The sequence below is a fragment of the Falsibacillus albus genome (genome assembly GCF_003668575.1).
Lineage (GTDB): Bacteria > Bacillota > Bacilli > Bacillales > DSM-25281 > Falsibacillus > Falsibacillus albus.
Window position 1 is genome coordinate 289,360 of record NZ_RCVZ01000003.1, and the last position, 18,830, is coordinate 308,189.

The following is an 18,830-nucleotide window of genomic DNA, read 5'->3' on the forward strand; positions in this document are numbered from 1 at the left end:
TTTTTTTTATCCCCTAAAAAAATCCCTTCTCACTCAGAGAAGGGATTTCAATCTTATTATATCGTTTGATACAACAAAAAGATGTTCAAGACAATGATGACTGCTGCGATCAACCATGCGATGTTTGTCGTCCATTTGCTGTTGACGAGCTGCCCCATCAATTTTCGGCTGCTCGTGAAGACGATGAGCGGGATGAGCGCGAAGGCGATGCCGAAAGAGAGGACAACCTGGCTGAGAACGAGGGCATGCGTCGGGTTGACCCCAAGGATGATGACGACCAGCGGCGGCAGCATCGTGATCGTCCGCCGCAGGTAGATCGGAATCCTTTTTTGGATGAATCCCTGCATGACGACGTCACCTGACATCGTTCCAACCGTAGAACTCGATAGTCCTGCAGCCAGGAGGCCGATGCCGAATAGCTGGGATGAAAACGGACTCAGCATTTCGCCAAATTTTTGGAAGGCGACATCTAAATCCGATACCTCCAAACCGTTTTGGAAAAACAAAGCACTGGCCACAATCAGCATGCTGGCATTGATCGCGCCTGCAATGGCCATGGCAATTAAAATATCAATGAATTCATAGCGAAAGATTTTTTTCTTTTCAGCTTCATTGGTTCCGATGACCCTTTTTTGCGTTAGCGCGGAGTGAAGGTAAATGGCATGCGGCATAACCGTCGCACCAAGGATTCCAGCTGCCAAAAGGATGCTGTTTACACCGTCGAACCTAGGGGTGAGGAGCCCTGTCACCAATGGCCCCGCTTCAGGCTTTGCAATGAAGACCTGGATGCCGAATGCGAGCACCACGATCATGACCATTGCCGTGATTCCTGCTTCCAATGATCTGACGCCCCTTCGCTGGAGCTCGAGTATCGCAAATGACCCCGCTGCTGCGATGAGGGCTGCAGCGATCATCGGAATGTCGAACAGCAAATACAGCCCAAGTGCCGCCCCTATGAATTCGGCCAAGTCCGTGGCAATGATGACCAGCTCGGCTTGTATCCAAAGAAAAATACGAACAGGCGTTGAAAATCTTTCCCTTGCCACCTCAGGCAAATTCCGTCCGGTTGCAATGCCTAATTTTGCCGACATCGTTTGAATCAGGATCGCCATTAAATTCGAAGCGAGTATGACCCAAAGCAGTAAATACCCGTACTTGGAACCTGCCGCTATGTTTGTCGCGAAGTTTCCTGGATCGATGTAGGCAACCGAAGCGATGAACGCGGGCCCAAGGAACGGCAGAATCCTTTTCCAGCCCTTCGTTTTTCCGCTGAGCACCGCCGCTGCGGATGTCGATAGGTTTTTCCTTTCCAATGTTCTGTCTTTCATGAAGTATTTCCCCTTTACTTTCTATCTATAGGTTTACTTTTCCTTTATATAAAAATGTTTCCCATAGCAAACTTTAATAGTAAAAAAAGTAAGAACCGTTTGATTCCCACACTCAGATTATATGCGGTCAATAGGAAATTTGCAATGATTCTGATGCAAGTTGGAACGAAATGATGCAAATACCCATAAAAGTAAAAAACCGTTTCTCCAAATAAGAGAAACGGTCATTAAATTTTCGTATTATATTAGTTTATTTAATTCATTCGCGATGAATTCAACTTCGGTCCCGATGATGATCTGAATCTCGGTCTTGCTCAATTTCATCACGCCTTTGGCACCAAGCTTTTTCATTTCGCTTTCATTCACCAGCTGGGCATCCTTCACCTTCATACGAAGGCGGGTGATGCAATTATCCACATTGACAATATTCTCCCTTCCTCCCAAGGCATCATAATAAGCGAGCGCCAAATCTTTGAATCTAGTTTTGGAATTTTCCAAGGCTGGTGCTGCTTCAACTCCGCTCATGCCATCTGCCAGCACATCGTCGTCATCCTCGCGTCCAGGGGTTTTGATGTTCAATCCTTTGATCATGAAATAGAAGACGACAAAGTAAACTGCCCCATATACGAGTCCAACGACAAGCAACAGCAGCGGCTTAGTAGCGATGCCGAAGTTGATGGCATAATCGATGAAACCTGCTGAGAATCCAAATCCGTCCTTGATCCCAAGCAGCTCCGTTATATAAAGTGATGAACCCATCAACAATGCATGGATAAAATAAAGGACAGGCGACAGGAACATGAACGTGAATTCAATCGGTTCAGTGATCCCGGTAAGGAATGAGGTGAAGGCCACCCCTAAAAGCATACCTGTAACCATTTTTCTTTTTTCCTTTTTTGCCGCGGCGATCATGGCCAAGGCAGCGGCTGGAAGTCCGAACATCATGACCGGGAAAAATCCTGTCATAAATGTCCCGGCAGTCGGATCATCCGTTTTCAAGAATCTTGATAAATCACCGGTGACCCCATGATATTCACCAAACGAGAACCAAACGATATTATTAAGGATGTGATGAAGCCCGAATGGGATCAGAAGTCTGTTTAAGAATCCGAAGACCCCTGCCCCAAGTGCACCTGCTCCGGTGAGCCAGTCGCCGATATGATCGATGCCTGTTTGGACAGGGGGCCAAACAAACCCAAAGATGAGGGCCAAAATAATCGTAGCCAGCGCTGTCATGATCGGCACTAACCGTTTTCCGCCGAAAAAGCCGAGGAAATCCGGCAATTTTGTTTCTGAAAAGCGATTATACAAATGGCCGGCGACAATCCCGGCAATGATTCCACCAAGCACTTTCATATCGACTGATTCATTTATGGCAGCGCTGCCATTTTTCAAGATCAAATAACCGACCGCTCCAGCCAATCCCGCAGCCCCGCTGCCATCCTTCGATAACCCGATGGCGACACCGATGGCAAATAACAAAGCCAGATTTGCAAAAATGGCGTCGCCTGAAGCCGCAATGAATTTAATGTCAAGCAGGTCCGGCTGGCCCAGTCTTAGCAGCAATGCAGCGGCCGGCAAAACGGCAATCGGCAGCATGAGTGCTTTTCCTATTCGTTGAAGATATCCCAACATCTCTACTCCCCCTTTGATTCAAAAATGTTTATTGAAGGGCATTAGCCCGATCAACCTATTTCTGTTTTTTGAAGCCTCTCGATATGAAGGGTGATGTACCCCAATTCCTCTTCTGAAATATGAATCTCATAGTCTCGGCTTAAGACTTTCCCAACCCTTTTCGCACATTTATAAGATAATGAAAATTTCTTTTTGATCATGTCAAGCATTTCGGGGTCCATCGTATGGAATTCCTTAGCGGACACCCTCGTCAATGAAAATCGTAGGTGGGTCAACAATCTTTGGTAGGCAATCCCCTGCTCTTCCAATGAAATCCCGAAATACTCCTTGATGATCGCGACCATATCGCTGATCATTGTCGTAGATTTGACGGTTTCATGTATATCCCGGCTATGAGGCTTGGCTGTGTGGATATGGAGGGCAATATAGGCTGCTTCATCCATTCTCATTTCAATCCCCAGCTGGTGATGGACATACTCGATCGCCCACCTGCCGATTTCAAATTCTTTTTTATAGAGGATTTTTATTTCATGGAGAAGCTTATTTTGTAAATGGATTCCCTCTCTAGCCCTTTCTATGGCAAAAGAAAGGTGATCGGTGAGTGCAATGTGGATATGCTCATTCAATTTTGTGCCTAAAGACTCTTCAGCATGGGATATGATTTGCTCTGAAACATCCAGATGCTCTTCAGGAATTTGCAGCAAGAGCTGTTGGAATCTTTCCTTTTCCTCCATCACAAAAAGCTTTTCAACCTTTTGCCGATTGATGATGTCATGTTTCTTTTTCTGAAAGGCAATCCCGGGGCCGAAAGCAATTTTTTCTTCATTGCCGTCAATGACCACGACTGCATTATTGTTCAATACCTTCTTCACCCTCAACCGAGACACGCTCCTTTCTCATTTAACCATTGCCACCTTCATGACAGGTTCACCCGTATTGACCCTCTTATTTGGCAAAAATTCTATAGGGGTTTCCCTATGTTCTATATTAGTCACAACTATCGGAATCAGTATGCTTTTTGCATTGTTTTTGACAAAATCTAACGAAAAATGGAGAATCGGCTGCCTCGCCTGGACATACTCCCCCTCCTTCACCAGCAACTCAAAGCCTTCCCCTCTCAGAAGCACAGTATCAATCCCTACATGAACGAGGATCTCGTTTCCGGCATCCGTACGTATACCAACAGCATGCTTCGTTTTTGCTGCAGTGATGACCCTTCCGGCAACAGGTGCAGAGACTTTTCCATCATTAGGCTGCAAGGCGACCCCCTCACCCATCATCCCCTGACTGAAAACGGGATCTGGCACATCTTTTAATGAAACGACTTCTCCATTTACCGGTGCGAGTATTTGTTCATATTTGGTTTTTCTAAATAATTTCGAAAGCACATCAACAGCTCCTTCAGTAAATATGCGCAAAAAAGGCATGGGGGTACGGAGCAAGGACACTCCCTTGCCAACACACCACCATGCCTGATCGAATCAGTCACATGTGATCCATATAAGTTGTCTTTATACTAACTTATGATGGGTCGGAAATCAATATGAATATTCTAAATTATCTTTCTTCTCCTCTTTTGGCTCTTTTTTAATTAATATTCATCAAGATTCGGCAACGTTGATTTCCGCAGAAGGATGCTCGCTTTCCGAGGGGCGGTCGGTGATCCCTCCGGAGTCTCGCACCTTCCGCTCCAATCAACATCAAATGTTGAATTTATCCAACTAAATCGTATTGCCGAAAATCTTCGAGAAAATGCTAGATAAAATTCCTTACATTGTTATTGCGGCCAAATCGATAGATGGCAATCAAGAAAAACACAAGGGCGAATGAGATGATAATCAGGATATTCAAGTAGATGCTGTTCAGATCGACGCCGCTCTGCAATTTATCAAGAGATGCCAGGACCCATCGCTGCGGGAGGAAATCTGCAATTTTCTGTGCGGTATCCGGCATGATTTTCACTGGCCAGAAGCAGCCTGACAGCATACAGGTCGGAACGATGATCAAATTTTGGATCGCACCGGATGAAGCGGTGCTTGAAGCAAATGTGACCGTAATGAGTGAAAGCCCGATCGCGACGAGTGCGAACAAAAATAACAGGATAAACATCTCAACCAGAGGTACGCTTGTTTGGATATGGAATACATTTGTCATCATGAACAGTGTGACAAGGATTTGACAGCTCATGATGATCAGGCTGACCAATACATTTGACAACACATACATCCTTGCAGTGATCGGCGTCGATAAAAGTCTGAAATAGGTCCTGCCTTCCTTTTCTTTTAGGATGATTTCCCCCAGGTTGCCTGCAGAAATAAGGAGCAGCATCAACAGGAAGCCGATCGTTTGATTGGTCATGTCTTTATTTTTGGAAGTATCCTTCAATGTTGCAGTCGTCAGCTTAAAATGCTCTTGTTTATAGCTTTGATATATCTTATTGAAAGCATTTGGATGATCCCCTGATGCTTTTCCGATTGCAGCAATGTTGTCTAAGTCATTGTAAAGATAGGATTTCACGAACGCAGTGATCTGCGCCCCTTTAATCGAGGTCAATTCGACGTGCCCAGGTGCACCTGACTTTAGGCTATCTGAAAATCCTTGACCTAATGTGAGGACGCAATCCAAATCCCCTGATGCTACTTTATCTTTCACTTGGTCAGAATTGATTTTCGTCACTTTTACATTCTTCAATCCTTCTACAAACTGGGTGGTGTCCTTTGAAAGCACGCTATGATCCTGGTCGACGATGCCGACTTGCAGTTCCGCCTGGCCTGGATTTCCGTAAGCCATGAATGCAATGAGGATGCCAACGAGCGGGAGTCCAAAGTAAATGATGTAGCTTCGTTTATTTTTGAACGTGACCTTCAATGTATTTTTGATAAGCCAAAACAGCTCTTTCATTTTACAGCCCCTCCCTTCTCTTTAATGAAATGACCGCAATGATCAACAGGATAAGTGAAAACCCTAGGTTAAGCGCAATTGCATGATAGGCATCATTGTAGTTATTCGCGAAAATGATTTTTGTGATGCCATGATTGACCCACGTGAGCGGGGAAAGATCCAGGAAGAAGTTCAGCATCTTTCCAGCTCCTTCGATTTTGAAATAGGCGCCTCCGAAGAACGCAGCCATCTGAACGGTCAGCATGATGATGCTTCTGGCACCTGCTCCGGTTTTCGCCATGAAGCTGATGCCGATTCCCAAACTGACAGCGAAGATGACCTCCGTCAACAGCACTGCCAGCACAAACAATGGGTGATCACCCCAATTGGCTTTATAAACATATTTACTGAAAGCCATGACAGCAAAAATACATACACTGTTGACCAAGAGGCTGCCGAGAAGCTTTCCAATAAAAATTTCCCCTTTGGAAACAGGAGCCGCCATCAAACGATCGGCAGTATTCCGTGTCCTTTCTCCTTGAATCAATGAGCTTGCCCCGATCGCTCCATAAAGTGCAATCATCGTCGTCATCGCAATCGCGTAGTAATCCATTGATCCCACCTGATGGTCTGAATTCAATGCGGTATCTTTAATGTAATCATCCTTAGTTGGGGCCAGAACCGTTTTCACAGCATCTGGATCGGCCTTTGCCACCTCAGCGGCAAGATTGTACTTTCCAGCGAAAGCTGAGAGCATTCCTTGAACGATGCTTGATTCGATATTTGTTTTATCGCTTCCGTACAGCACGATGCCTTCCTTGTTCAATTCTACATATGCATCATAGCTGCCGTTTTTAACCTCTTCCTTCCCATTCATGCCGCTTTTGATTTCTTTGAATGCGACGCCGGATTTCTTCACTTCTTTTGAAAAAGATTGGAATGGTTGCGTCACGGCCCCTTCGCTATTGTCCTTATATAGCACATGAATATCGTCGACTGAAATTTTATTACTGAAGGCGTTCGAAAGCGCCGTTCCTAATATGAGCATCAGGACTATTGGAAATGCCAGCATAAAAGTAAACGTCCGAATATCACGGAAGCTGGTCTTGATTTCTTTCAAAGCGATCGAAATGATCTTCATCATTACTTCCCCCCTCTATGATTAATCCCTTAAGTTTCTGCCCGTCAATGTCAGGAATACGGTCTCCAGATTAGGCTCCTGTTCGTCGAGCGAACGAATTTCAAATCCATTGGACATCAGGTAGCCGATGATCAAGTTCAGATTGCTGACGCCAGTATCGGAATTTACCTTGATTGTATTGTCCTCTACCTGCACAGCATTGACCCCTTTGATCTGTTTCAGTTCATCGCTGATCAAATGCTCCACCGATTTGACTTCGATCCACACATCCTTTGTATCTGTGATGATTGAAATCAACTGTTCCTTCGTCCCTTCCGCGATGATCTTTCCGTGATCGACGATGGCGATCTTCGTGCAGATTTCCTCTACCTCTTCCATGTAGTGGCTTGTGTATATAATCGTGCAGCCCATTTCGTTCAGCTTGCGGACAGAAGTCAGAATGTAGTTTCTTGATTGAGGATCGATTCCGACGGTCGGCTCATCCATGATGATGATTTTTGGTCTGTGGGCAATGGCGCAGGCGATATTCAACCTTCTTTTCATCCCACCGGAGAAGTTCTTCGGATAGCTCTTATGTTTATCGGACAGCCCGACAAACTTCAGCGCTTCGTCTACACGTTCGTGAAGCTCACTGCCGCGAAGACCATAAAGGCCCGCAAAGAACTTCACATTTTCATATGCCGTCAAATCTTCATATATGGCGATATCCTGCGGGACGACTCCTATATTCGATTTGGCGAAGGTTTTGTTTTTCATGATATTCTTCCCGAGGATCTTGATTTCACCTTCATTGCTACGCAGCAGCCCGGAAATCATATTGATCGTCGTACTTTTACCAGCTCCGTTTGAACCAAGGAAGCCAAAAATCTCTCCTTCTTTGATGGCTAAAGACATATGATCGACCGCCACAAAATCCCCGAATTTCTTTGTCAATTTATTAATTTCCAACACGTTCATGTGGTTCACCCCTGTTATTCTTTATACTTTTATTATAAAAAAATGGATGAAGCTCCGTTAGTGCAGGAGTTCATCCTTTTTATATGAGAATATTCACTTTGTGAAAATGAGAAATTTCATGTAAGCGGCAGAAGAGTGGTAACGGAAAAGCCATTTGTCCCGTCGACGATGATCGTTCCTTTCACGGAAGCCGTCCGCTCCTCCATCCCAACGATTCCGAGTCCTTTCTTGACTTTCATAGTGCCGACGCCGTTATCCTTCACCTCGAAGCGTATGAACTTATTCAATACGTTCAACTCAAGGGAAATCGTCGTGGCATTTGCGTACTTCATCACATTTGTCAATGATTCCAATAGGTTTTCATGAATGATTTTCCACTGGAGCGGCGAGATCTTATCCAAGTTCCCCTTATGGACGAACGTCACCTGGATATCATGCTTGGTCATGAATTCATCAATGACCAGCTTGATTCTGTGGACCCCCATCTGTTCGACCGGCGGCTTCATATTCTTCAACGTCAATCGGATTTTTTCAATCCCATCCTTCGAAAGATTAATGGCATTTTGGAGGAGTTCAACCGCCTTATTCTTATCCTTGTCCATCAAATGCTTCGAAGCTTCCATCTGGATCAGCGCCCCAGTCATCACATGGCCAATATTATCATGTATCTCCTGGGAAAGCCGGTTTCGCTCCTCCAATTTGAATGTATATTCCGACTGGCGGATAAATTCATTGTTCTCATTTAAGTTTCTTGACAGTTTCTGTAAATTAACCCGCATCATGTCCATTCGGCTCTCATACCGTTCGACCATATCGAAATACGCCTGGATGCCAAAGAAGAAAATGAAGCTAAGTGCTGTAATCAAACCATATTCCCCCATGATATCCTGTTCGAGAAAGATAAAAGGAAGCGCCGAAGCCGTCAGCATCAATAATTTATTCAATCGATAGGAGGAAAGAAGCTCAAAAATATTCATCGGAAAAAGGAGGATCAGCATTGACTGAAAGCAACTGGCAGCATAAATGACGGTAATCAGGGCAGCTGCATTGGCAATCCGCTCAACCTGCTTATGCCTGACGATGTACATCACAAGATTCAACGAAAGGTACAATAATAGGTAAAAAACGATCCATCCAACATTGCCAGTTTTTGATCTGACAATGTTCAAAATAATAAATGCAATGATGATGATTTTATGGATGATCAGCCACTTGTCCATCAAATACTCCTTTATTCGTTCACTTTTCCGGTAATATAATAAATCGCGATTTGTGTACGGTGCTCAAGCCCTGTTTTATTTAAAATCGTCGATATGTAATTGGCGATGGTGCCTTCGGAAATGAACAGCTTCTTTGAAATTTCCTTGTTGGACAGCCCCTTCGCAATCTGTTCCATGATACTGAGTTCGCGCTCCGTGAACAGACTTCGATCAATTTTCGGCTCTGCCTCTCTATTTTCCTGAAGGTTTGCCTTGATTTTATCAAGCACCACATCCTGCATGACTGTATTTCCACTATAAACGCTTTTGATGGCGTCCCTGATCCGCTCCGGGTCAGTATTTTTCAGCAAATACCCTTTCGCACCATTTTTCACGGCATCCAAAATATACTCATCGTCATCGAACGTGGTCAAAATCAATGGCTTCGTCTTCGTTTTTTCACTGATTTCCTTGGTTGCCTCCACCCCGTTCATGTTCGGCATCCGTACGTCCAACAGCGCCACATCCACCTCATGCGTGGTGCAGTAATCGATCGCTTCCTTGCCATCATTGACTGTTGCAAGAACTTCACACTCTTCATATGTATTTAAAATGATCTTCATCCCTTCACGAATGAAGGAATTGTCATCGGCAATGATAATTTTAATATTCATGAATCCACATCTCCCCGAGACTGCATCTTTTTTTACCATTATATACTATTTGCTGCTGAATAAGGATGGATTTAAGGAATGTGGGTGCCAGGGAAGTACATATAGAGTAATTTCCGCTCAGGCGAAATTTGTCGCTGTTTGTCGAACGGCTGATATCCTCTGTTGCTGGTTTGAAAATTGGCCCGACTACTAGAATTTTCTAAGGAGAATGAAACCGTTCAAAACGTTGTTGTTAAAACCATTTTCTGATGTTGATTGAAGAAGAAGGTGCGCGACTCCTGAGGGCTCTTCGCTCGCCCCTCGGAAATCAACTATACTCTAGTCCAACAAAAAAAGCCGTTCCTCATAAAAGAGGAACAGCTCTAAAATAACCAGCCTCAGCCAGCTATCATCGAATACAACACAACACCAACCCCGACTACGAGGCAATAAACAGTAAAGTAGCCCAATTTCCCCTTCATGACAATTTCCTTGAACCAGCGCAGCGCATAAAAGGACATCACCAATGAAAGGATGAAAGCCACTGCATAAGGAAGAAGAAGCTGGTGGATTTTCGGATCATGGAACATATCGGAAATCGATAGGACAATCCCACCCACACTTACAGGAATATACAAAAGGAACGAATAACGGAAAGCCGTTTCCCTTTCAATCCCTAGGCCAAGGGCAGTTACAATGGTCGCTCCAGAACGGCTGATGCCCGGGATCAATGCGATCGCCTGGGAAACACCGACAAGCATGGCATCTTTGAAAGATAAATTCTCCTCGCTTTTGCTGCCCTTGAAGTTCCTGATGACCCACAAAGCAATTCCGGTAATGATCAAGGCGATTCCAATAAAGGTCAATGTCTTCAGATAGCTTTCAATGAGGTCCTTAAACAAGACTCCAAGCACAGCGACAGGAATCGTCCCAAGGACAATATAAACGGCAAGATTGAAATCCGCTTTGGCTGAAGGAGTTCTTCGTCTGACATATTCCCAAGAATTAACCACGATGCGGAACACTTCATCACGGAATAGAATCAAAACGGCGATCAAAGAGGCGAAATTCATCAACACCTCGAAGCTCAAACCTTTTATTTTCAGCCCCAGCACATGCTCAATGATAACCAGATGCCCGCTTGATGATATCGGCAGCGGCTCGGTTATCCCTTGCACGATGCCAAGGAATGCATATTTTAAAATCGTTAAAAGATCACTCATTTTCTCTCTCCTTTTCAACAGCTACATCTATGTTAAGGGAATGATCCCTTAATTTTGTTCAAACACCATTTATCATACCAGACTTTCAATGGTTTCTTCCACTCTTATAAAACGAATATTATTAGTACCTGAAGAACAGGTTCGACAAAAACGGATAAATTTTTTCAAATGTATTCTCTCATACCATAATAAAAAAAGGAGATGAATTCATTAAATTATAGAGATAATTAAATGAGAATTCTCTCATCTTCCAATCCCAAAACATAGCCGGGATGCTGTGAGGTGGTATACAAAACCGAACTAAACGATGGAAACGCCTCTGCTCCGCCGCAGCCTTTATCTAGTGTATCCAAAAAAAAAACCGCAGATAGGATTTCCCCCTGCAGTTGATGGCCCCGGGTATCAGCGGCACTAACAAAAAAAAGAATAGAAGACTAAAATCTTCTATCCCTCATTAATGGATCAACAAAATATTCGCAAGTTCCATAAGCCCTAAAATGACCGAAACACCTGCACCCATCCAGGCAACTTCCTTGAAATCAACCGTGAGATCAGTAGCTTTATTCTGATTATCCATTCTTTCCATCACCTTTCGTTTGTTATTTTGATAGGTTATTCGATTCGTTTTTTCTTATAGTTCATATATACCCGCTTGTTCAATGATTAAACAAAAAAAAGATAGAAACGTAAGTCGTTTCTATCTTTTAACCTTTTTGTTCATCGATTTCCATTTTTTCTTCCTTCCACCACAATGAGTCACTAGATTCTTTTAATACCCCCTCGATTTCCTTTTCATGTTCGACTGCTGGAGGGGACCCACGGAGCGGCTTACCCGATGTTTCTTTTACAAAAATCGCAACCACCACGATTCCGATCAGACAAGCAACGATGAGATAATAAGCAGGCATCATCCGGTTCGCGGTAAAATCGATGAGCCAGGCAAGCACCAATGGCGTCGTTCCGCCAAATAGTGATGCTGATATATTATAGGTAATCGCCAATGCTCCATACCTTACATCCGTAAAGAATAAGGACGGAAGGAGTGCTGGCATCGTCCCTTGAAAGGATGCCAAGAAGACAGCCAGGATGATCAATCCTAGAAAAACTAGCCAATTATTGCCGCTGCCAATCATGAGGAACGCAGGAATGGATAGAAGGATCAGTCCAACAAGTCCGCCTTGGATGATTCGTTTGGCACCGATCCTATCACTGAAACGGCCCATCATCAGGACAATCGGGATCATGATGAACATGACGATCAATATAAGCAGGAGACCCTTCGTTTCCCCATAGCCGAGTACAGCACTCAAGTGGGATGGCATGTATGAGAGCACCATATAGTCTGCCACGTTATAGAAAAGAACCAAGATCATCCCTACCAACAGGGGTTTTCGATGATAGATCAATATGTCCTTCATGGACACGTGTTTGTTCTCCCCTTCCTTTGTTTTTTCCATGGCTTCAAAGGCAGGTGATTCTTCTAAATGACTCCTTAAATAGAAACCGATCAACCCGATCGGTGCTGCAATCAGGAATGGGATCCGCCAGCCCCAGTCCATCATTTTGTCCGAACCAAGCATGTAAGTGAGCAGCGTGACGATACCAGAACCGGCAATGTATCCGATCAACGTCCCTACTTCCAAACCACTGGCCAAGGTGCCCCGCTTTTTATCGGGGGTCGATTCAGCAATGAAGGTCATCGCTCCTGAATACTCCCCACCAGTCGAAAAACCTTGGACAAGCCTGGCAACCAACAACAAGATCGGTGCAGTCATGCCAATTGATGCATAGCTTGGAATCAATCCGATGCTCAGTGTGCTGAGCGCCATGATCACCAATGTAATTGCCAGCACCTTTTTCCTTCCCAACCGGTCGCCTAGCATGCCGAAAAACATCCCACCGATCGGCCTGACGAGGAAGGCCGCTGCAAATGTGGCGAACGTATAAACCAGCTGCAGTGGTCCATCCAATTCAGAGAAAAATACCTTTCCGATGGTCACAGCAAGATAGGAATAGATCCCAAAATCAAACCATTCCATCGCATTCCCCAAGCCAGTCGCAACAACAGCCTTTTTAGCCGTTTGCGTATCAATCACTGTAATATCATCTTTATGTAATTTCTGCTTCTTCTTTTGAAACAAGCCTTTTCTTTTTGGATGATCCGTCTTTTCAGACACGTTTCTTCCCTCCTTATAAATTTGTTAACCGTCTTATATGTTTTTCCTACCCTGCTCAATTGTCATTAAACACCGTAAATAACCTTTGCTCCCGGCACTTTATCTTCCATAAATATCCGTTTACACTAATTTTAAAATCAAGGATAATTAGGAAGGATTTGATCCATATGTTTAAATATTGAAGGGAGTCAATTAGGTTGAAATTTTTTCGTTCCTTGCTGGTAATCGTACTGGCACTTAGCTTAACACCACTCATGCACGCGTCTGCAGAGCAAAAATCTTTGGATTTATATTATCCGGAGGATCTTGATTTTGATTATTGGGCATTTGATGAACTTGATGATTTCATTAATGCCGGCATCATCGATGGACATATAGAGAATGAAATCGATGAGGATTCGGGAGAGGAATATTCCGTTGTTTACATACAGCCGGAAGCAACGATCACCCGTGCAGAATTCACTAAAATTCTCGTGAATGCACTTGGATTAAAACTAGAAGGAAGCGGAAAATCCTTCCCAGACGTGAAAGCGTCAAGCTGGTACTATGATTATGTACAGACAGCTAGTTCTTTAGGGATTGTAAACGGGAAGCTTGATGGATCATTTGCTCCTGGTGAAAAAATCAAACGAGATCAAGTGGCAGCGATGATTTACCGTGCTTTTAAATCAAGTATAGAATTTAAAGACAGCGGCCTCGCATTCAAAGATGTAGTGCCGTCCACTAACTTTGCCTATGAAGCGATCAATAAAACCTCAGCAAATGGCATCGTCAAAGGATATGGTGAGTTGTTCAAACCTCACAACTTCGCTACTCGCGCACAGGCAATAGTCATGATCCACCGAGCACTGCTTCAGCAGACATCGGATTTACCCGACGATGCAGCGTTGACAACTGCCGTACAGCGATTGAACAAAGATGAAATTGAATATATTAACAATGGAGACAAAGCGCAATTACAAAATCTCTATACTGACACAACAACAGACTATCAATATGCAGCCTCCATGGAAGGCCTTGATGCACTGGATTACATCAAAGAAGAGAACGGAAGCATCAAAGTGGATGTCACAAAAGATTTCAATCTAACGGTTTTATCGAAGAATAACCGCTTTGCTAAAGTCCATGTGAATGACTTCCAATATACGGTCACGACGACGTTCCCTGATGGCCATACGTCAATCAATATTAACGCCTCCAACACGGCTTACTTGAAAAAGACAGATGACGGTTCTTGGAAAGTCTACTACGTAGAATTGGATGATGATCAGGAAGAAAGTGCAGCAAATGAAGCGATGGCATTGACAGATAAATAATAGAATGCGAACTTCACATAAAAACCGACTCTTTTCAAAGAGTCGGTTTTTTAGGTGAATAATAGATTAAAAGAGCATCGGCTGCTCTTGCAGGCTGCTGGCTTTTCCCCGATTTGCAGCAACCGCCCGATGAATTCTTTTTAATGCCTCATGTATTCTTTCCTTTGGACAGGCTATATTCATCCGGACGAAATCTTCCCCGTTACCTCCGAATTTGAATCCCTCGTCGAATTTGACCTTTGCTTCCTCTAAGAAGAAGTGATGAAGCTCTTTCCCTTTCAAGCCGATCTCCCTGCAGTCGATCCAAATCAGATGGGTCGCCTGGGGAAGAATGGCCTTCATCTCAGGGATATGTTTCTCTAAATAGACTTGGACCATTCTTTTATTTTCTTCCAGCACGGACAGGAGGTCATGCAGCCACGGCTCGCCTTCTTCATAGGCCGCAATCGTGCCTTCTACCCCAAAGACATTCGGCCGCATCATTCCGAATTGTGTCAGTTTTTTATTATACTGTTCTCTCAAACTTTCATTGGGAATAAGCAAGATGGAGGTCTGCAATCCAGCAATGTTAAAGGTTTTGCTGGGGGCAGCACAAATAATGCTCCTTTGCAGCAGCCCTTCTGCAACCTGAAAAACCGGAAAATGTTCATTCCCTTCATAAACCAGATCCCCATGCATTTCATCAGAAATAATCCATAAATCATGTTTTTCTGCAATATCGCCGATTCTATGCAGCTCCTCTTTCGTCCACACTCTGCCCACAGGATTATGGGGACTGCATAGTATAAGCACTTTTGCCCGCGGATCAGCCGCTTTTTTCTCCAAATCTTCAAAATCAATCTCGTAGCGCCCATCATTGTACAACAATGGATTTTTTAAGATTGTGCAATCATGGGTTTCAATCGTACTGTAAAACGGATAGTAGACCGGATCCTGAATAATGACTCCATCACCAGGCTTTGTTAAAACAGATAGTAAAAGATTGATGCCGGGAATGATCCCAGGGCTGAAGTTGATCCAATCCCTTTGCAGCTCTACCCCAAATCGTCTGCTCCACCAAGAAATAATAGATTGGTAATATCGTTCACAAAAAGTCGTATAACCATAAATGCCATGCTGGGCTTTGCGTGTAATGGCATTTATGATGGCATCGGATACTTGAAAATCCATATCCGCAATGCACATCGGTATGACATTTCCCTCTGTTGTCGACCATTTCACTGAATGTGTATTGGCTCTTTCAATACATTCATCCCAATTCATCCTTATATCCCCCTTGATCTCAGCAGTCTCATGTTTTTATGCCAAGGATAATTATACGATATTTTCCTGCCGCGGGACTTGGGAAAATCAAAATGGGATTCATTTACTTATAACGGATGTACCTTTTTAAGCCGACTAGATCATGCTCCGATTTTCTTTTTCCTGATCCATCTCCTGTCTATGTATTCTTCAATTGAAGGGACTGAATCAGTTTGCAAACTTCCTTCCGTATACTTATTCCAATATGCCACGAGCATGATGGTTGGCACTGCAATTTGCGGTGAAAAGAACGGCTCATCGAAGATTCCTGTCAGCAATATGATGGGCAGTCCAAGGAAAAAGCTATTAAACAGGCGGCGTTCCTTTTGCTTCGCAAAAAATATCGTAATCATGTTCTTTCCCATGACCGCGACCAATAGCAAAAAGAGCATACCGCTGATCGTTCCATATTCTGCAAAGACACCGATGAAAGAATTATGTGGATGAATGATCGTATTACCTGAATATGGAAATGAATTCGCATATTCTTTATAAAAACCAAATGGCGTTACACCTACGAGCGGATGACGCCCAATTAATTCAATGGAGTTTTCCCAGATCTCCGTCCTGACCCCGATGGATTTATCGATAAGGCCGCTCCTTGGCATAATTTCAAAAATCCATTTTATATTTAGTAAAGTCAATGTAAACCCCGTAATAAATAACTTTTTGTTTAACTGGAACAGGAAAATGGCATACAGTATCATCATCGTAATAAACGCCGCGCGTGAACCAGTATCGATCATTCCTTTCGCCAACACCAATATACCTGCACAATACCATGCACTATATGCCCATTTTCTCGCCCGAATACTTGTTAAAAGTTCGCTTAAAATAAATGCAAGTGCAAGCAAAAGAATATACATTGTAAAGTTTGGATTATAAGAGCTTCCTACTAACCTTCCCTGAAAAACCTCGGTTCCTGTTAACATTCGAATGACCGGATTGATTGAGACTCCATCGAGCACCCAGCCAATCAAACAATTATAAATGCCCCCGATGATGATGATCCATTTGTACGTACCGATATTCATTTCCATTCTATTTTTAGTGAGAGACAGATAGATACCAAAGTAGCCAAGGTTCAAAATTCCAGCACCAAACAGAACTACATCAGCAGAGTGAATGGCAGCAAACATGCTGGAGCATACAAGCGAAATAAAGTACAGGTGCATCAAGGAAAAAGATTTCTTACTGCTCTTCGTATAGTTGAAGGCGGATGCCAATCCTTTTATTAAAAGGAGGCCTACACCGATCGGAGGGAGCAGGAAGCATAAACCCAGCCCCGATTCAAATGTATTCCACCTTTTTAGATTGTTTCTTATATGATGCATACATTAACCTCAATTCTTTTTGGAATATTCCATTTTTTTATCCAAATGAAAAAAGGAACCCGCTCATTTAGAAGGACCCTTTTGAGAGTTTTTATTCAGTGGCAAGAAAAACGAATATGTTTAATAGATGAATCTACAATCCGCATGATATGTACGTTGAAATAAAAGTTCCACACAACTTTTACCCAAATCGAACTTCCCTAAACCAGCTGATCCTCTATTACCTTCATTTAAAATTGAGCTGGCCCGTATAATTGTTTCCCACACATTGAATCACGTTTTTATTAAAAATGAATTAAAATCCTTTGTGTAATAATTGGAAATACAAAAAGACAACCAAAAGAACAAAAGATGCCTGTTCTTTTGGTTGCCTATTTAGGTTGATAAAAAAACTACACCGCATCAATTTCACGTCTTTGATTTTTCTCGATGAAAAGGATCCCTAGTTCGTGGTGTTCCCCTTCATAAAGGGCCCGCTGTGTGAAGCGGATCTGTCCATTGACATCCAGGACGGCAAGTTTGCAATGGGCGCGGTTCAGTTGCAGCGCCTCATAGAATTCCCGTTCATCCGCGACTTCGATGCCGTTTACTTTTTGGATTGTTTCGCCGATCTGCAAGGCCATTTTGTCAGCTGGTGAGCCTGGAAGGACACCGAGAACGGTCAAACCTGTCGATTTCGGAGAAAAATAGAAAGGATGACCTTGTTCATGAATGCGATGCCTGTAGGAGATGATCTCCCTGCCCAGCAATGCCGCTGCTGCAGCAATCAGCGCCAACATCGGTAACCACAATGCTCCAGCAGCAATTAACAAGACTATTCCCCCAAGCCACAGCACGTTCCTGCCGATTTGTTTGATTGCAATGGCTGGAAGCGTACTTTGCACACGGAGCTGAAAACCGACAACAAAGGGGATAAGAAGGATTGAATACGTTTCCGTCCCCCAGTGAATGACCGGCCACCATTCGAATGGGGCTGTCAAGGGACCGCTTGGTACGAGCACAAACAGCGGCACCACCCATAGACGTCTCGCTTGATGGGCGCCGACAGTCAATCCGCGAGGGCTTTTTCTTAATCTTGGCGAAGTGTTTTGCGAACCATTCTTATAGACGAATATTCCTTCCGCAATAAGCAGGAAGCCCAGGAGGAGTGCAATGCCCGTTAAATATGTTTGTCCGATCGCTCCAAAATCAAGCAGCGGAAGATCCCAGCCAAAGTACCCGGCAAACAGCAGGAAGAAGAAAGATAGCCCTATTGAATAAGCTGGCGAGAGCAGACGGAAGCCCATCGGCAGACTTAAAAGAATGGTCGCCACTGCAATCACCACAATTGCTGCAAATGGCAGCACAAAGCCTGTCCCAATCGAAATGACCGAATAAATCAGCCCCACCAGCAAACTTACAGGAAAAACATAGCGGAGCTCGTGGAAAACATCATATACACGAACGTGAAAATCCTTGCGTTCCCTTTTTACCCGTGTCATCCCTGCAGCAAATGCCAGGATGATCGAGTAATAAAAAATAGGATGGAGAAAAAACTTGCCGAATCCTTTTAAAACATCTATGATCCAATCTTGTACCACTACAATCACCATCCTCAACTATGTAAAACAATTTCCGAATATATTAATCTCTATTTTACCAAAATACCGTCCTAAAACCTATTGGTTGTTCAGAAAAAAGCAAAG

General features: G+C 43.7%; 16 protein-coding genes. 1 reads left to right on the top strand and 15 read right to left on the bottom strand.

What is annotated here, in order from left to right; all coding sequences use genetic code 11:
* Positions 1-56: 56 nt before the first annotated feature.
* From D9X91_RS06430 to D9X91_RS06480, 12 genes are all read right to left on the bottom strand, one after another.
* A complete protein-coding gene (locus D9X91_RS06430) occupies positions 57-1,328 on the bottom strand; it encodes an Nramp family divalent metal transporter (protein ID WP_121679757.1) in 1,272 nt (423 codons plus the stop codon).
* 240 nt (positions 1,329-1,568) lie between these two features.
* A complete protein-coding gene (gene nagE / locus D9X91_RS06435) occupies positions 1,569-2,963 on the bottom strand; it encodes an N-acetylglucosamine-specific PTS transporter subunit IIBC (protein WP_121679758.1) in 1,395 nt (464 codons plus the stop codon).
* Positions 2,964-3,013: 50 nt separating this feature from the next.
* On the bottom strand, positions 3,014-3,841 hold the full coding sequence (locus tag D9X91_RS06440; protein WP_121679759.1) for a PRD domain-containing protein: 828 nt from the start codon (positions 3,839-3,841) through the stop codon (positions 3,014-3,016).
* 18 nt (positions 3,842-3,859) lie between these two features.
* On the bottom strand, positions 3,860-4,351 hold the full coding sequence (locus D9X91_RS06445; protein ID WP_121679908.1) for a PTS sugar transporter subunit IIA: 492 nt from the start codon (positions 4,349-4,351) through the stop codon (positions 3,860-3,862).
* Positions 4,352-4,718: 367 nt separating this feature from the next.
* Complete coding sequence (locus D9X91_RS06450; RefSeq protein ID WP_121679760.1) at positions 4,719-5,864, bottom strand: ABC transporter permease; 1,146 nt, start codon at positions 5,862-5,864, stop codon at positions 4,719-4,721.
* Position 5,865: 1 nt separating this feature from the next.
* A complete protein-coding gene (locus D9X91_RS06455) occupies positions 5,866-6,984 on the bottom strand; it encodes an ABC transporter permease (protein WP_121679909.1) in 1,119 nt (372 codons plus the stop codon).
* Between the two features lie 21 nt (positions 6,985-7,005).
* Positions 7,006-7,941, bottom strand: a complete 936-nt coding sequence (locus D9X91_RS06460; RefSeq protein WP_121679761.1) for an ABC transporter ATP-binding protein — start codon at positions 7,939-7,941, stop codon at positions 7,006-7,008.
* Positions 7,942-8,057: 116 nt separating this feature from the next.
* The gene (locus D9X91_RS06465) at positions 8,058-9,161 is read right to left on the bottom strand and encodes a sensor histidine kinase (RefSeq protein ID WP_121679762.1); all 1,104 of its coding nucleotides are present in this window, start codon (positions 9,159-9,161) and stop codon (positions 8,058-8,060) included.
* A gap of 11 nt (positions 9,162-9,172) precedes the next feature.
* On the bottom strand, positions 9,173-9,814 hold the full coding sequence (locus tag D9X91_RS06470; RefSeq protein ID WP_121679763.1) for a response regulator transcription factor: 642 nt from the start codon (positions 9,812-9,814) through the stop codon (positions 9,173-9,175).
* Between the two features lie 377 nt (positions 9,815-10,191).
* Positions 10,192-11,016 (bottom strand): undecaprenyl-diphosphate phosphatase, encoded by an 825-nt coding sequence (locus D9X91_RS06475; RefSeq protein WP_121679764.1) that lies wholly within the window; start codon positions 11,014-11,016, stop codon positions 10,192-10,194.
* 454 nt (positions 11,017-11,470) lie between these two features.
* Complete coding sequence (locus D9X91_RS22995; RefSeq protein ID WP_267900801.1) at positions 11,471-11,593, bottom strand: hypothetical protein; 123 nt, start codon at positions 11,591-11,593, stop codon at positions 11,471-11,473.
* Between the two features lie 127 nt (positions 11,594-11,720).
* Entirely contained in the window at positions 11,721-13,193 is a 1,473-nt protein-coding gene (locus D9X91_RS06480; RefSeq protein WP_233569712.1) for an MFS transporter, read from the bottom strand.
* A 197-nt stretch (positions 13,194-13,390) separates the two neighbouring features.
* Between D9X91_RS06480 and D9X91_RS06485 the strand changes: the two genes are divergently transcribed.
* On the top strand, positions 13,391-14,509 hold the full coding sequence (locus D9X91_RS06485; RefSeq protein ID WP_121679765.1) for an S-layer homology domain-containing protein: 1,119 nt from the start codon (positions 13,391-13,393) through the stop codon (positions 14,507-14,509).
* A 66-nt stretch (positions 14,510-14,575) separates the two neighbouring features.
* Here the strand turns inward: D9X91_RS06485 and D9X91_RS06490 are convergent, their stop codons facing one another.
* The 3 genes from D9X91_RS06490 to D9X91_RS06500 form a co-directional block, all read right to left on the bottom strand.
* Entirely contained in the window at positions 14,576-15,772 is a 1,197-nt protein-coding gene (locus tag D9X91_RS06490) for a MalY/PatB family protein (RefSeq protein WP_121679766.1), read from the bottom strand.
* Between the two features lie 140 nt (positions 15,773-15,912).
* On the bottom strand, positions 15,913-17,145 hold the full coding sequence (locus D9X91_RS06495; RefSeq protein WP_121679767.1) for an O-antigen ligase family protein: 1,233 nt from the start codon (positions 17,143-17,145) through the stop codon (positions 15,913-15,915).
* Positions 17,146-17,537: 392 nt separating this feature from the next.
* Positions 17,538-18,725 (bottom strand): PDZ domain-containing protein, encoded by a 1,188-nt coding sequence (locus tag D9X91_RS06500; protein WP_121679768.1) that lies wholly within the window; start codon positions 18,723-18,725, stop codon positions 17,538-17,540.
* Between the last annotated feature and the right edge of the window lie 105 nt (positions 18,726-18,830).